Raw genomic sequence first — 15,958 nt, forward strand, 5'->3', positions numbered from 1 at the left:
GTAATAGATATGGCCGTGTTTGTAGAAAGGTTGGGGTCCATGTCGGGACGAATTTTAGTAATCGACGACGAGTCGCAGATTACGAGGGTACTGAGAACAGCGCTTATGGCGCAGGGATATAACGTACGGACGGCGAATGATCCTGAAGAGGGATTGCAGGTGTATCGGGAATGGGCTCCGGACCTGGTGATTACCGATCTGATGATGCCGGGGATGACAGGGGTGGAAGTTTGCCGGGCTATTCGCGCACGAGGATCGACACCGGTGCTGGTGTTATCGGTGCGGGATCATGAGCGGTCCAAGGTGGAGGCTTTGGATGCGGGTGCGGATGACTATGTTACGAAGCCGTTCAACATTCAGGAACTGCTGGCGCGGGTACGGGCGCATCTACGGCGTGCTCCGGAACGAGTAGAGCACACGATCGAGGCTGGGGACTTTGTGCTGGATGGGCCTGCGCATTCGATTACAGTGCAGGGACGCGCAATTCACCTGACGCCGAAGGAGTTTGATTTGCTGTTGCACCTGGCGCGGAATGCGGGCAAGGTAATGACGCATCGGGCGCTGCTGACCTCGGTATGGGGTGCGCAGTCGGCGCATCAGCCGGAGTATCTGCGGGTGTTTGTGGGGCAGTTGCGGAAGAAGCTGGAGGCGGAGACTGGAAAGCAATATATCCAGACGGAGCCGTGGGTTGGGTATCGGTTTGTGGCGGAAGGATGGACGGGCGAGGACGCCTAATGTTTGATGTTCTCTTTATGCTGTTTGCTGGATAGAGCCCCGCATAGGCGGGGCCTTATGTATTTTGTTTTGTTGTATCTGGTGCCGGGTCAGATATCCTCTGCTAAAAAATTCCTTATGCTTTCCTTAGATAACCTTTGTCCCAGTTAAATGCGTACAGGCTCAGTCTTGAGTTACTGGACTAATTCCGTTCGGATTGCTCCAGAGAATGTGAGAGTTGCAATGCAGGATTTTTGCATGTTGTTCTTTACGGCGGCTTTCTTTGTACTGGCCTTCGCTTACGTACGTGTATGCCAGAGGGTGAGGTAGCGTTATGGGCTTGGTGACAATCGTGGCATTGGTGCTGGCGGTGTTGCTCATGGTGTATCTCACTGCGACGCTGTTATTCCCGGAGAAATTTTAATGACAGGCAATGGATGGTTGCAATTTTTGTTATTCGCGGGGATCTTACTGGCGTTGGTCAAGCCGGTAGGAATCTATCTGGCACGAGTGCTGGAGGGCGAGAAGACGTGGCTTGATCCTCTCTTACGCCCTATAGAACGTGTTCTATATAAATTGGCTGGTGTGGATGCCGAGCACGAGATGAATTGGCGCGAATATGCGTTTGCAGTGCTGGGCTTTTCTGCGGTTAGTTTACTGCTGACGTATGCGTTGGAGCGGTTGCAGGGCTGGGCTCCGCTGGCAGCTACGTGGATGAATCCGCAGAAGCTGCCTGGAGTTGAGCAGGCACTCGCATGGAATACGGCTGCATCGTTCACGACGAATACGAACTGGCAGTCTTATGTGCCGGAAGTGACGATGAGCTATCTGACGCAGATGGGCACATTGGCTTATCACAACTTCACGAGCGCGGCGGTTGGTATCGCTATCGCTGTGGCGTTGGTGCGTGGGATCAAGCGTACGGCTTCGCCTACGATTGGAAACTTCTGGGTGGATGCGACGCGGAGCATTTTGTATGTGCTGCTGCCGGCTTGCGCGATCTTTGCGCTGGTGCTGGTATGGCAGGGCGTACCGCAGAATCTGCATGCTTATACGCAGGCTACGACGATCGAAGGCGCTACGCAGACAATCGCACAGGGGCCTGTGGCTTCGCAGGAAGCTATCAAGATGCTGGGCACGAACGGCGGCGGTTTTTTCAATGCCAACAGTGCGCATCCATTTGAAAATCCTACCCCGTTCACAAACCTGTTGGAGATGCTGGCAATCTTTTTGATTCCCGGCGCGATGACGGTGATGCTGGGCAGAATGACTGGTTCGTCGGGGCATGGATGGGCTGTGCTGGCGACGATGTTCGTGTTGTTTGCTGTGGGGTTCACGACGGTCTACTGGGCTGAGTCGCAGACGCATCCGATGATTCATAACGCGGTGCAGACGGCTAGTTCGACAGCTCCGGGCGGCAATATGGAAGGCAAGGAGGTGCGGTTTGGAATATCGCAGAGTTCCCTCTTTGCCACGGTTACTACGGATGCGAGTTGCGGTGCGGTGAACTCGACGCATGACTCCTACACTGCGCTGGGCGGAATGGTGATATTGACCAACATCATGCTCGGTGAAGTGATCTTTGGAGGCGTGGGCGCTGGGCTTTATGGAATGCTGATCTTCGTGATCCTGGCGGTATTTATCGCGGGGCTGATGGTGGGACGCACTCCGGAGTATCTGGGCAAAAAGATCGAGGCGTTCGACGTGAAGATGTCGATGCTTTATGTACTGATCTTTCCGTTGATCATCCTTGTACTGACAGCAGTGTTTGTGGTGTTGCCCAAGGTTGGACTCAGCAGCCTGAATAACTCGGGACCGCATGGGCTTACGGAGATGCTGTATGCATTTACGTCGGCTACGGGAAACAACGGCTCTGCTTTCGCGGGATTGAATGCAAATACCTGGTGGCTGAATGTGGCACTGGGTGGCGCAATGATGGCGGGGCGATTCCTGATGATCGTGCCGGTACTGGCGCTTGCTGGAAATCTTGCTCTCAAGAAGAGCGTGCCACCATCGCCTGGAACATTCCCTGTCAATACCAGCTTGTTCACGGTGTTGCTGACGGGCGTGATTCTGATCCTGGGAGCACTCACGTTCTTCCCAGTGTTGAGTCTTGGGCCGATATTGGAGCACTTGATGCTGCGATCCGGAACTCTTTTCTGAGTTGTTGAGAACGCTGCTTTTGTTATCCCCTCTTTGTCGTGATGTATGGGGCAAAGAGGGGTAACCCGATGACTTAGTCGACGAAGTGGATTGGATACGTGGGGAGTTATGGCGGATAAAAAGAGTCTTTGGAGTGGAGATATTTTGCGGCAGGCTGCGGTAGGAGCTGTACGCAAACTGGATCCGCGACTGATGGTAAAGAACCCGGTGATGTTTGTGGTCGAGGTGGGCAGCGTACTGACAACAGTGCTTCTGATCGCCGACATCGCGAACCATCGGACCGGCTTGGGATTCAATTTGCAAATCACGCTGTGGCTTTGGTTCACGGTGTTATTTGCGAATTTTGCCGAGGCAATGGCCGAAGGGCGCGGCAAGGCCCAGGCCGATACTCTGCGCAAGGCAAAGGGCGAAACAATCGCACGGCGCTATGCGGCGGATGGCAAGACCCTGGAAGAAATCACGAGCAGCCTGCTGCGTTCAGGCGATGTGATTTTTGCAGAGGCAGGACAGTTTATTGCCGGAGACGGCGAGGTAATTGAAGGCGTTGCTTCGGTGGATGAGTCGGCAATTACAGGCGAATCCGCACCCGTGATTCGCGAAGCCGGTGGAGATCGCTCAGCGGTTACGGGCGGTACGCGTGTGCTTTCGGATTACCTCAAGGTGAGGATTACCTCGAACCCCGGCGAGACATTTCTGGATCGGATGATTGCGCTGGTAGAGGGCGCGACACGTCAGAAGACTCCGAATGAGATTGCGTTGAGCATTCTCTTATCAGGGTTGACGATTGTCTTCCTGCTGGCGGTGGTTACGCTGCAACCGTTTGCGATGTATTCTCACGCGCCGCAGACAGTATTCGTGCTGGTTTCACTGCTCGTTTGCCTTATCCCTACGACGATCGGCGGATTGCTTTCGGCGATCGGTATCGCGGGTATGGATCGGCTTGTGCAGTACAACGTATTGGCGATGAGCGGACGCGCTGTTGAGGCTGCGGGCGATGTCAGCACGTTGCTGCTTGATAAGACGGGCACGATCACTTTGGGCAACAGGCAGGCAACCGAGTTTTATCCCGCGCCGGATATCAGCCATGCGCGGCTTGCGGATGCGGCGCAGTTATCTTCCCTTTCGGATGAGACGCCAGAGGGACGGTCTATCGTGGTGCTCGCGAAGGAAAAATACAACCTGCGAGGACGCGATTTATCCAGCATTCAAGCAGAGTTTGTGCCATTCACAGCGCAGACGCGGATGTCGGGAGTCGATCTTCCTGGATCCATTATTCGCAAAGGTTCCGTGGATGCGATTGCTCGCTTTCTCGAAGAGCAAGGAAGCAGTTTGCCGCGCAAGGTACGTGAGCAGGTAGAGGAAATTGCACGCGCCGGCGGTACTCCGCTGGTGGTTGCTGAGAACTCTACAGCGCTGGGCGTTATCTATCTCAAGGACATCGTCAAGGGTGGCTTGAAGGAGCGGCTGGCGAGGCTGCGCGCGATGGGCATTCGCACCATCATGATTACGGGCGATAATCCGTTGACCGCCGCAGTGATTGCGCGTGAGGCGGGTGTCGACGACTTTCTTGCGGAAGCCAAGCCGAAAGACAAGATGGACTTGATCAAGGCTGAGCAGGCCAAGGGCAAGCTGGTGGCGATGACCGGCGATGGCACAAACGATGCTCCGGCGTTGGCGCAGGCCGATGTGGGTGTGGCGATGAATTCGGGAACCCAGGCAGCGAAAGAGGCCGGGAACATGGTGGATCTCGATTCAAATCCAACGAAGCTGATTGAGATTGTGGAGATCGGCAAGCAGTTGCTGATGACGCGTGGAGCGCTGACCACGTTCTCGATTTCAAATGATGTGGCGAAATATTTCGCGATTATCCCGGCGATGTTCGCAGGCGTGTTCCCGGTGTTGAATGCGCTGAATGTCATGCATCTGGCAACGCCGCAGTCGGCGATCCTGTCGGCGGTGATTTTCAATGCGTTGATCATCATTGCCCTGATTCCTCTGGCGCTCAAGGGCGTTGCTTACAAGCCAAAGGCAGCGGCCGTGTTGTTGCGGCAGAACCTGCTGATCTATGGTCTGGGCGGGGTGATTGTACCGTTCATTGGAATCAAAATGATTGATCTGGTGCTGGTGGCACTGCATCTAGCTTAGGTTTTGAGATTTTGTGAAGCGCAAAAACTGGAAGTATTGGAAAGGGTTTTATGCATTCGGTCTGGTCTACTTCAATTCGATTTACTTTGTTGACTACCGTGGCGTTGGGGCTGGCTTATCCACTGGCGATTACTGGGATTGCGGGAACGCTGTTTCCGCACCAGGCTGCTGGAAGTTTGATTCTCAAGGACGGCAAGGTAATTGGCTCTTCCCTGTTGTCGCAGAGCTTTACGAGCGACAAGTATTTTCATCCGCGCCCTTCGGCTGCGGGCAATGGCTATGATGCAACGAACTCGGGCGGATCCAATCTGGCGCAGTCGAATACGAAGCTGGTGCAGAGGTTGCAGGGAGATATCGACGCGCTGGCGGCCAAGAATGCCGGGAAGCCTGTGCCGATTGATCTGGTGACCACTTCTGGATCTGGGCTGGATCCGGATATCACTCCAGATGCGGCGTACTACCAGGTATCGCGTGTGGCGACTGCCAGGAAGCTTGGCGAGGATGTCGTCAGCAAACTGGTGGCCGCGCATGTAACGCCACGAACTCTGGGATTGCTGGGTGAGCCTCGGGTGAATGTGTTGCAGTTGAATCTGGATCTCGATCAATTAACTCAGTAGATTCAGTGCATTTGGAAATGAGGCGTTCTCCGTTAGCTCTGGAGGGCGCCTTTTTATTGGTGTTTGAATTTAGATTCAATCGCCTATGACACAAAAAGTGACACATTGATTTGGATTGGGGTGCTGGAAATAGAGGGTAAATTGTTGACTATAAATTGGTTGCCTCGCAGGGATTCGAACCCCAATATGCTGAGTCAGAGTCAGCTGTCCTACCATTGAACGACGAGGCAATTTATGAACGGGTATTTGGGTTAGCCCGCGGACCGATTAATGGTGACCGGGGCTTTGGCTGGAGGCCATGCCGAGCAGGTCAACTTACACATCATACGGGGAATAGGGGCTGCTGGTCAATTCGAGTACGATTCGAGTGCGAGAGCAAATACGAGAAAGAGTTGCGATGTATTGCTACATGCGTTTCATGTTTTGCCTATTCCATGAAGGGTGATTGTAATGAGGCATTCATGAGAGAGCAATAGATGCGGATCAGGCACTGATCGCAGAATAAAAACTTGACCGGGCGCATAAAACTTGTGGTTTATCAAGACTTTATGGATTTTCTATCGTCTACTTTATAGACAGCGCTCCTTACTCATTCTTAATGAAACCCTGAGTCCGAAAGGTCGGAGTGGGTTAGAATCTGGTTAATCGATGGAAATCATCCTCAACATTGCGTGGGCTGTATTCTCGACGGGACTGGTATGGTTCTGGGTTCGGGATATGCGCTCGCATCCGGAACGACGAGGAGTACAGATTGTCGCGCTGGTGATGGTGGTGTTGCTGTTGCTGCCGGTGATTTCTTTGAGCGATGATTTGATGGCGATGCAGGGGCCTGCGGAAACGACAAGCAGCCTTCGCAGGGCGATGCATTCAGACGAAATGCACCCTTCTGTGGTTCCTGCGGCACTGGCCATGCCAGAACAGATTGTGGCCTCTCTGCTGGTGAGCGCATGGTCGCAGGAAGCACTGCAGAATTACGGTATTCCAGCTCTCGCATTGTTGCTTGCTCCTGCGTTAGACAATCGCCCGCCGCCTTGCGCCTGAGCACTTTTATCTTCCTTCCAAAAATCATTGCATTCTAATCGGGCGGCCTGTGGAACTGCGGTCCACGCCGTTGTGTACGAGGTAGTCATGAGACGGTTTATACCCTTGTTGTGTGCAGCTCCAGCACTGTTAGTCGTGCTGACTGCATGGCCTGCGAATGGGCAGCAGGCTGGTTCTGCGAGCTTAACGTGGGATCAGGTGAAGACACAGTTTGAAGCGGCAAATCCGGCGTTGAAGGCGGATGCGCTCGGCGTAGATGAAGCACATGCCCAGGAAATCACTGCGCACCTGCGGCCAAATCCGCAGTTTACGGGCTCTGCCGACGGCGTGCAGCTTACTCCGAATCATGGAGTGTGGACGCCGCTAAGTGGTGTGCAGACGCAGGCGAATCTCAGCTATCTGCATGAGCGCGATCATAAGCGCGAACTGCGGACGGAAGCGGCTAAAGATACAACGCTGGTGACGGCGGATAATCATGAGGACCTGAAGAGGAATCTTGAGTTCAACCTACGATCGGCGTTTGTGCAGACGCTGCAGGCGAAAGCCACGGTGACGCTGGCGAAGGATGATCTGGAGTATTACGACAAGATCATCGACATCAGCCGGAATCGCTTTCACGCAGGTGACATTGCCCAGGTCGATCTTGATCGAATCGAGTTGCAGCGGGTGCAGTATGAGGCGGAGTTACAGTCTGCGCTGGTGAATCTGCGGACTTCGAAGATTCAGTTGTTGCAGATGTTGAACAGCCGCCAACCGGTGGATCAGTTCGATGTGGATGGGCCGTTTGATTTTTCGCGCGAGCTAAAAGATCTGGAGCAGTTTCGACAGATGGCTCTCGATGCACGGCCGGATCTGCGGGCGGCGGTCGAGCAGATTGAACAATCCAAAGTTGCGCATAAGCTGGCGATTGCGAATGGATCGACGGACCCGACGTTTGCGGGATGGTGGACGTATGACGGTTCGTATAACAATCCCAATGCAGTGAATGCGTTTGGATTGAGCGTCAATGTGCCGCTGCGCTTTTTTGATCGCAACCAGGGCGAGAAGAAGAGGACACAGATCGATATCGATCGATCGCAGCAGACAACGGATTCAACACGCGCGCAGGTCTTTAGCGATGTGGACTCGGCATATGCGCAGGTAGATAGCGACATTACATTGTTGAAGCCATATAAGGACAAATATGTGGCGCAGTCGACGCGTGTTCGCGACACGGTGACCTATGCGTATCAACATGGAGGTGCGACACTGGTCGACTTTCTGAATGCGCAGAGCGATTATCGAACGGTGCAATTAGCTTATCTGCAACTGATCGGCACTTACTTAACGGCGGCCAGCCAACTAAATCTTGCAGTTGGGCGCGAGGTGATTCAATGATCCGGCTTCGTAGTTTTTCTTCCAGCAATTCTTATTCGTTTGCACTGGGTTCTGGTGCGGTGCTGCTTGCAGCGAGTTTCCTTGCGACCGGTTGCGAAAAGAAGGATGAAGGCAGTGGTGCTCCGCCTCCGGCCCAGGTAACCCATGTTTCAGATATGAATCTCGTGACGGTGGACCAGGACAAGGTGAAGCAGTTTTCGCTTGTTGCTCCGGAGTCCGTTGCGATGGCTTCGCAGTTGTCTGCTACAGGATCGGTGAATCCGGATGTCTCGCGGACAGTGCCGGTGATCTCGTTGGCGAATGGCCGCGTGGTCGATATTCGCGTGCGGCTTGATGACAATGTGAAGAAGGGGCAGTTGCTGATCAAGGTGCAGAGCCCGGATGTTTCTGCCGCGTTCAATGCCTACTTGAAGGCAGTCAATGATGAGCAACTGGCGAACAAGGCTTTTACCCGCGCCAAGGATTTGTTGCAGCATGGGGCGATTTCACAGGCCATGTTCGAACAGGCTGAGGACTCGGAAAACGATGCCAAGGCAGATCTGAATTCGGCTGACGAGCAGTTGAAAACGCTGGGTGTGGACAAGGATCATCCGAGCCCGGTGGTGAATGTATATGCGCCGGTTTCGGGTGTAATTATTTCGCAGAATGTGACCCAGGCAGGTGCCGCGGGCGTGGGCCTCTCGGGTTCATCCACGGCGTTTACGATTGCGGATCTTTCGCATGTATGGATACTTTGCGATGTGTTTGAAAACGATATTTCAAAGATTCAACTTGGACAGAGCGCGCAGATTCATATCAATGCCTATCCGGACAAGGTGTTGACGGGACGAATCAGCGACATTGGTCCGGTACTCGATCCGAACCTGAGAACGGCCAAGGTGCGTATCGAGGTTGCAAACACTGGGATTTTGAAGCTGGGAATGTTTGTTACCGCGACGTTTACCAGCAAGACGCAGGAGACGCGCATGGTGGTTCCGGCCGATGCGGTGCTGCATCTGCATGATCGCGACTGGGTGTTTGTGCCTGCGGGTAATAGCCAGTTCAAGAGGCTTGAGGTTCGTGGAGGAAAGTTCCTGACGGGCGGTAAGCAGGAGATTCTGAGCGGCCTGAATGCCGATCAGCAGGTGGTTGCGAATGCGCTCGCGCTGGAAAGCACGGTGAGCCAGCAATGATTCGCGCCCTTGTTGATTTTGCGCTGAAGAACCGCTGGCTTGTGCTGGCAGGGGTGATCCTGCTGACGGCGTGGGGTGTCCTGTCGTTTCGCAACTTGCCGATTGAAGCCTATCCGGATGTCGCCAACAATTACGTTCAGGTGATCACGCAGTGGCCCGGACGCTCGGCTGAAGAGATCGAGCGCCAGGTTACGGTGCCTGTTGAGATCCAGATGGCGGGTATTCCGCACATGACGCATCTGCGATCGTTTTCGCTGGCGGGTATCTCAAGCCTGACGATGACGTTCGACGATGAGTCGAAGAACGATGTGAACCGCGAGCATGTACTGGAGCGGCTGAACCAGGTGACTCTGCCTGCGGGGCTGGTGCCGCAGATGGGTACGGACTGGAGCCCGGTTGGCCAGATCTACTGGTACACGCTGGAGAGCACGAACCCGGCTTACGATGCAATGGAGAAGAAGTCGCTCGAAGACTGGACTCTTGAGAAGCAGTTCAAGCAGGTTACAGGTGTAGTGGATGTAGCCAGCTTTGGCGGGCCTACGCGTGAGTACCAGATCAAGCTCGACCCGGACAAGCTGATCTCTTATGGCCTGAATATCGGCCAGGTCGAACAGCAGGTCACGAACAACAACACCAATGCGGGCGGCAGCTTTATCGAGCAGGGCGCACAGCAGATCAATGTGCAGTCGCTGGGCCTGTATACGAATGTTCAGGACATTGAAAATACGGTGATCAAGACGCAGGCAGGCACTGCGTTGAAGATAAAAGATATCGGCACAGTGACGCAGGGGCCGAAGATTCGACTGGGGCAGATTGGTCGCGCCTGGCATCATAACGATGGTTCGATTGTGGACAATGAGGACACGGTCGAAGGCGTTGTACTGTTGCAGAAAGGACAGGACTCAGACCCGGTACTGGAAGGCATTCATGCGAAGGTTGAGGAGCTAAACAACCACATTCTTCCGCCGGGAGTAAAGGTCGTTCCATTCCTGGATCGCTCGGTGCTGGTGCACTTTACTGTGCATACGGTGGAGCACAACCTGGCCGAGGGTGTGATTCTTGTTTCGCTGATTCTGTTTGTCTTTCTAGGCAATGTACGTGGCGCGATTATTGTGGCGCTGACGATTCCCTTCTCGTTGCTGTTCGCTTCGATTCTGCTGGACCTGAACCATATTCCGGCGAACTTGCTGTCGTTGGGTGCGTTGGACTTTGGCATGGTGGTGGATGGTGCGGTGGTGATGATTGAAAACATCATTCGCCATCTTGCACATAAGAACGATCCGCATACTCCGCAACAGAAGATTCGCGATGCGGCGCAGGAAGTGCAGCGGCCGGTCTTCTTTGCAATCGCCATCATCATCACTGCATATCTGCCGATCTTTACGCTGCAGGCCGTCGAGGGGCGTTTGTTCAAACCGATGGCGTGGACGGTGGCGTTTGCGCTGCTGGGCGCGTTGACCTTTTCGATTGTGGTGGCCCCGGTGCTGGCGAGTCTGTTGTTCAGCAAGGGTGCGAAGGAGTGGGAAAACCCGCTTATGGGCTGGCTGGTGCGTCATTACCGCACGAGCGTTCGATGGGCGATTGAACATAGTAAGGTCACGGTCGGCGTGGCGCTGGTGATCTTTGCGACTGCGATGTTTCTCAACTTCGGAGGCGTGATTGGATCGGAGTTCCTGCCTCATCTGGATGAAGGCGCGATCTGGGTGCGCGGTTCGCTGGCACCGAGCCAGGGACCGACGTCGAGCATTGACTTTACCAATCGAGCTCGCGTTATTCTGGCTGCTTTTCCTGAAGTGATTCAAGTGGTAAGCCAGACGGGAAGACCGGATGATGGAACGGACGTTACTGGATTTTTCAATACGGAATACTTCGTCGATCTGAAGCAGAAGGAAGATTGGCGTCCGGTGTTTCATCAGAACAAGGACGCGCTGATCGCTGCGATGGATAAGCAGTTGGAGGGCAAGTTTCCGGGAGTGATCTGGAACTTTTCGCAGCCGATTTCAGACAACATGGAAGAAGCTGTCTCGGGCGTGAAAGGCGAACTTGCGGTGAAGCTTTACGGCGACGATCTGAAGACGCTGGAAGCGAAGGCGCAGGAGATTGTGAACGAGATGTCGTCCATCCAAGGTGTGCGGGATCTTGGGATTTTTCGCATCATTGGGCAGCCTAATCTGAATCTCACTGTCGATCGACAATCGGCTGCGCGTTTTGGAATCAACGTGGCCGATATTCAGGATGCTATCCAGACGGCAGTGGGTGGCAATGCTGTGACGCAGGTACAACAGGGTGAAGCACGTTACGATGTGACGATTCGCTATGAGAAGCAGTACCGCGATACACAGGATGCTATTGAAAATATTCGACTGCTTTCACCGAGTGGGGAACGAGTTTCATTGGCCCAGGTAACGAAGATCTCAAAGGATGATGGAGCAGAGGAGATTTATCGCGAGGGAGGACAGCGCTATATCGCGATCAAGTACTCGGTGCGCGGACGCGACCTGGGATCTACGGTGGAAGAGGCGATCGACAAGGTTAACAAGCTGGTGAAATTGCCTCCTGGTTACCACACGGAATGGGCGGGCGAATATGAGAGCCAGAAGCGTGCAAACAAGCGTATGGCAATCGTCGTTCCGATCACGCTGCTGGGGATCTTCCTGATTCTCTACATGATGTTTGGCTCGCTGAAGTGGGCGCTGCTGATTGTGGCGAGTGTCTTCATGTCGAGTATTGGCGGACCGCTGGCGTTGTTTATCACGCATACGAATTTCAGCGTGTCGTCGGGGGTTGGATTCCTGGCACTGTTTGGAGTCTCGGTGCAAACGGGCGTGATCATGCTGGAGTACATCAACCAGCTCCGCGCTCGGCGCAGAGGGATGCAGGAAGACAAGAAGGGCGACATCATCGAGGCTGCAGTAGAGGGTGCAGTTCTGCGACTGAGGCCGATCATGATGACGATGCTGGTGGCGACACTGGGACTGATGCCTGCGGCGCTTTCGCATGGAATCGGTTCGGATTCGCAGAGGCCGTTTGCGATTGTGATTGTGGGCGGACTGCTGGCTAACCTGGTGATTGGCGTGTTCCTGCTGCCGACGCTTTATGTGATGTTTGCAGGGGATAACGACAAGTTGCCCAAGGTTGAGGGTGATGAGGAGTTTTAGAGTGGAATCCGATACTCGGATTTTGCTCTAGCCGCGCCTTAGGCTGGCAACGCAACATAAGCAATGAAGATTCGGGGATGTTGATGCGGAGTGATCCGGACAACATCTCCGATTTTGTTTTGCCCGATTTGCTTTTGGCTACTCTTCGCGCAGGACTTCGAGGGGACGCAGGCCGAGGATTCGATAGCTGGCGAGCCATCCGGTGGCGGCGGCGAGGACTGCGGTGCCTCCGAGGGCGATGCAGGTGGCTGACCAGTCGAGACGCCATTGCGTTTCCATCTGATGCAACAGGGCGGCTGTGAGCAGGTTGGCGAAGACTGCGCCTACTGTGCCTGCGAGCAAGCCGAGGACGCTGAATTCTACCGAAAAGATGCGTATGATGCGGCCTCTTGTGGCTCCGAGGGTCTTGAGCACTACGGCTTCACGGGTGCGTCGGAAACGCGTGCTGGCGATGCTGGAGGCGAGGATCATGAGGCCCGCGAAGATGGAGAATCCTGCGAGGAATCGTATGACGAAGGTGATCTGATTGACTACGCTTTCGATGCGGTCGAGAACATCGGCGAGATTGATCACGGTCACGGTTGGGAACGACGTGAAGAGCGCTCGCTCTATCTGCGAAACCTGAGTGGAGTTGACGCGGACTGCTCCGTACCAAACGGCGGTTGCGTCCTTGAGTATGCCGGAGGGAAGCATGAAGTTGCTGCGGCCGGCGATGTGCTGAGCGTCCGAGTGGAAGATTGCGGCGACTTTGAGCGGGACAGTCTGGCCGGATATTTCTACCTCAACAGAGGAGCCGACGGTGACGTGAATGCGGCTGGCTACGCCAATTTCGATGGCGATCTGATGAGCATTGGCTGCATCCTGCGGACTCCACCATTTGCCTTGTACCAGGCGGTCACCAGCGGGAAGATCGTCGGCCCAGCTTAGCTGGACGCTTTCCAACATGCGCCGGGGAAAGTGCTCGATCTTGAACTGATCGAGGGGCGTACCGTTGACGGAGATGAAGCGTCCGCTGACTACGGGGAGAAGTTCAAGTTGCTGGAGGACGCCGGGCTGATTTTGAAAGAACTGCTTCATGCCCGGAACTTCATCGGAGGTGATGTCGACGAGGAAGATGTTGGGAAGCTTGGGGGATGCGGTTTGCTGGATCTCACGCAGCACCTGGGACTGCATGAGGTAGACGGTGAGAATGAGCATCACTCCGGTACCGAGTGCGGCCAATACGGCGGAGGACTGGTTGCCGGGCCGGTAGAGGTTGGCTAGGCCCTGACGAAGGAATTGCGGGAGGCGCAGGCGCACGAGTTTGAGAAGCCAGCGAAGCAGGCGCAGAAAGACAGCCGAGAGCGCCAGCAGGACGGTGAGGATTGCGACGAGCGCTCCTCCGAACCACGCTCCGACTTTTAGTGAGTCGCTCAGGGCGGCAGCGATTCCGGCGAGAGCGGCGAGGATGATGACGGCGGTGACGATCTGGAGTTTGCGTTGGCCCCAGCGACGCAGGAAGGCGCTAATTCCCTTCTCTTCTGAGTCTTCTACGAGTCGGCGCAGGACGAGAATGGGGCGGACTTTGCGGACGTCGAGCAATGGCGGAAGGCAAAACAGGAGGGTGGTCAGGAGGCCGGTGGCTAGTCCTGCCAGGGCTGAGCGCCAGGGGAAGGCGAGGACTGCGTGGACGGGCAGCAGATTGCCAAAGACGGCGGGGAGCGCCATCATGACTCCGACGCCTGCGACTACGCCGAGGATGGCTCCAGCGAGGCCGAGGCCCATCGTTTGCAGGAGAAAGATGCGCAGCAGGTCGCCGGAGCCGGCGCCGATGGCTTTGAGGATGGCGAGGACGTCCATGCGCTGCTCAAGATGGGCGTGCATGGACATGGCTACGCCGATGGCTCCGAGAACCATAGCTACGAGGCAGATGAGGCTGAGGATGGAGGTGGCACGGTCGAGGCCTTCGGTGAGTGCGGGGTTGCCTTCGCGGTAGTCGATGACCTGGGCTTCGGGCAGGATGGTTTCAAGCTGCTTGCGGACCGCGGCGAGATCGGCGGTAGGCGGAATCTGGACGAGCAGGCGCTCGGTGGCGCGGCTGCCTGCGGCCAAGAGGCCGGTGGCTTCCAGTGCGCTACGAGAGATCAGAACGCGAGGCCCAAGGCCTGCTCCAGCGGTGAGGCGGTCGGGTTCCTGAATGAGTTGGGCGGCGATGCGAAAGGTATGGCCACCGAGGCGCAGGTTATCGCCGACGCGGGCGTGCAGACGGATGAGAAATTCTTCGGCGACGACGACGGAGTTGTCCGTGAGAGCGGACTGGAGCGGCATTTGCGGGTCCAGCACGGCGTGGCCGTAGTACGGGTATTGCGTGGGATCGATGGCTTTAAGGGAGACGAGAATCGGAACCGGATCGGGCGGGACGGAGGCCATGGAGATGGTTTCAGTGGCCCATGTCAGGTGAATTCCCTGCGCTTTCAGCGCCTCAAGCTTTTGCTTTACTGTGTCGGAAGGCTGCTGGTAGGTGCGTGCGGCGAGATCACCGGCCATGAGGGAGCGGGCTTCGCGGGTGAGGGTGGTTCGGAAGCTTTCGCTGAAGCCACGAACGCCGACGAGGGCGGCTACTCCCACGGCTACGGACAGGACGACGAAGACGAATTTTCCCGGAGCGGAGCGCAGGTCACGTCCGGCGATGGTGGCGGCACGGCGCCAGGTAAGAGAGCGTTGTGCCATTTAATTCAGCCCCGCTCTTGCTGCGGAAAGGGTGTCTTCGACGACCATGCCGTCGCGGAGGACGATTTTGCGATGGGCGAGAGCAGCAACCTGGGGATCGTGGGTTACGAGAACCAGCGTTGTGCCTGCTTTGCTATTGCGGTTCAGGAGCAGTTCGAGAACTTTTTGGCCGTTGATGGAGTCGAGGTTGCCGGTGGGTTCGTCGGCCATGACGATGGGCGGTTCGACGATGAAGGCGCGGGCGAGCGCGACGCGCTGCTGTTCGCCGCCGGAGAGTTGGACCGGGTAATGATCCATGCGTTCGGCGAGGCCGACCTGATCCAGAAGTGCGCGGGCTTGCTTGATACCGCTGCCGGGGAGGTTGAGTTCGAAGGGCAGGAGGACGTTCTCAAGAGCTGTCAGGGTTGGGATGAGCTGATAGGACTGGAAGACGAAGCCGAGCTTGTGGCCGCGAACGGTGGCGAGAGCTTCTTCTTCGAGATTGTGAATGGGTGTTCCATCGAGGATGATTTCGCCTTCGCTGGGCGTATCGAGGCCGGCGAGGAGGCCGAGGAGCGTACTTTTTCCGCTACCGCTGGCTCCGACGATGGCGACGAACTGGCCGGCGGGGATGGAGAGGTCTATGCCTTTGAGGATTTCTACTTTGCGTGAGCCGTTCTGGATCCACTTCTTGACACCGCGAACTTCAATCATCCATATCTCCAATAATTTTTGCCGGGCCGGGCATCGGTTCTGCTTCGGGCCTGCCTTGATGTTACGCAGTTTTTGGCGGCAGCGTTCCTTTTGTGACCAATCCGATGCGTTGCGGGGCGATGCGGGATTGGTACACTGCACGGGTGAAGAGAGTTTTCAGGGTAACAAT

At 55.6% G+C, this 15,958-nt stretch carries 11 protein-coding genes and 1 tRNA gene; 9 read left to right on the top strand and 3 right to left on the bottom strand.

All coding sequences use genetic code 11. The features are described from left to right. Window positions 1–39: 39 nt before the first annotated feature. From OHL19_RS20735 to kdpC, 5 genes are all read left to right on the top strand, one after another. A complete protein-coding gene (locus OHL19_RS20735) occupies window positions 40–735 on the top strand; it encodes a response regulator transcription factor (RefSeq protein WP_263359746.1) in 696 nt (231 codons plus the stop codon). A gap of 313 nt (window positions 736–1,048) precedes the next feature. Further along, on the top strand, window positions 1,049–1,138 hold the full coding sequence (gene kdpF / locus OHL19_RS20740; protein WP_263359747.1) for a K(+)-transporting ATPase subunit F: 90 nt from the start codon (window positions 1,049–1,051) through the stop codon (window positions 1,136–1,138). After that, complete coding sequence (gene kdpA / locus OHL19_RS20745; RefSeq protein WP_263359748.1) at window positions 1,138–2,877, top strand: potassium-transporting ATPase subunit KdpA; 1,740 nt, start codon at window positions 1,138–1,140, stop codon at window positions 2,875–2,877. The genes kdpF and kdpA overlap by 1 nt, the downstream gene beginning before the upstream one ends. Before the next feature lie 108 nt (window positions 2,878–2,985). After that, window positions 2,986–5,022 (top strand): potassium-transporting ATPase subunit KdpB, encoded by a 2,037-nt coding sequence (gene kdpB, locus OHL19_RS20750; RefSeq protein ID WP_263359749.1) that lies wholly within the window; start codon window positions 2,986–2,988, stop codon window positions 5,020–5,022. 50 nt (window positions 5,023–5,072) lie between these two features. Next, window positions 5,073–5,639 (top strand): potassium-transporting ATPase subunit KdpC, encoded by a 567-nt coding sequence (gene kdpC, locus OHL19_RS20755; protein ID WP_263359750.1) that lies wholly within the window; start codon window positions 5,073–5,075, stop codon window positions 5,637–5,639. Window positions 5,640–5,795: 156 nt separating this feature from the next. Here kdpC and OHL19_RS20760 read toward each other — a convergent pair. Further along, window positions 5,796–5,869: transfer RNA gene (locus OHL19_RS20760), tRNA-Gln, on the bottom strand. A gap of 418 nt (window positions 5,870–6,287) precedes the next feature. On the opposite strand from OHL19_RS20760, the gene OHL19_RS20765 reads away from it, so the two are divergent. The 4 genes from OHL19_RS20765 to OHL19_RS20780 all read left to right on the top strand — a co-directional run bounded on the left by OHL19_RS20765 (window position 6,288) and on the right by OHL19_RS20780 (window position 12,387). Beyond that, complete coding sequence (locus OHL19_RS20765; protein ID WP_263359751.1) at window positions 6,288–6,680, top strand: hypothetical protein; 393 nt, start codon at window positions 6,288–6,290, stop codon at window positions 6,678–6,680. 87 nt (window positions 6,681–6,767) lie between these two features. Then, window positions 6,768–8,057, top strand: a complete 1,290-nt coding sequence (locus OHL19_RS20770) for a TolC family protein (protein ID WP_263359752.1) — start codon at window positions 6,768–6,770, stop codon at window positions 8,055–8,057. Further along, complete coding sequence (locus OHL19_RS20775) at window positions 8,054–9,229, top strand: efflux RND transporter periplasmic adaptor subunit (RefSeq protein WP_263359753.1); 1,176 nt, start codon at window positions 8,054–8,056, stop codon at window positions 9,227–9,229. Before OHL19_RS20770 ends, OHL19_RS20775 begins: the two co-directional genes overlap by 4 nt. Then, entirely contained in the window at window positions 9,226–12,387 is a 3,162-nt protein-coding gene (locus OHL19_RS20780) for an efflux RND transporter permease subunit (RefSeq protein WP_263359754.1), read from the top strand. The genes OHL19_RS20775 and OHL19_RS20780 overlap by 4 nt, the downstream gene beginning before the upstream one ends. 138 nt (window positions 12,388–12,525) lie before the next feature. Here OHL19_RS20780 and OHL19_RS20785 read toward each other — a convergent pair whose 3' ends face one another. Both OHL19_RS20785 and OHL19_RS20790 read right to left on the bottom strand, forming a co-directional pair. Next, a complete protein-coding gene (locus tag OHL19_RS20785) occupies window positions 12,526–15,096 on the bottom strand; it encodes an ABC transporter permease (protein WP_263359755.1) in 2,571 nt (856 codons plus the stop codon). Further along, window positions 15,097–15,789 (bottom strand): ABC transporter ATP-binding protein, encoded by a 693-nt coding sequence (locus tag OHL19_RS20790; protein ID WP_263359756.1) that lies wholly within the window; start codon window positions 15,787–15,789, stop codon window positions 15,097–15,099. It lies immediately after the preceding gene. Window positions 15,790–15,958: the final 169 nt, after the last annotated feature.

This window comes from Acidicapsa ligni, from assembly GCF_025685655.1.
Lineage (GTDB): Bacteria > Acidobacteriota > Terriglobia > Terriglobales > Acidobacteriaceae > Acidicapsa > Acidicapsa ligni.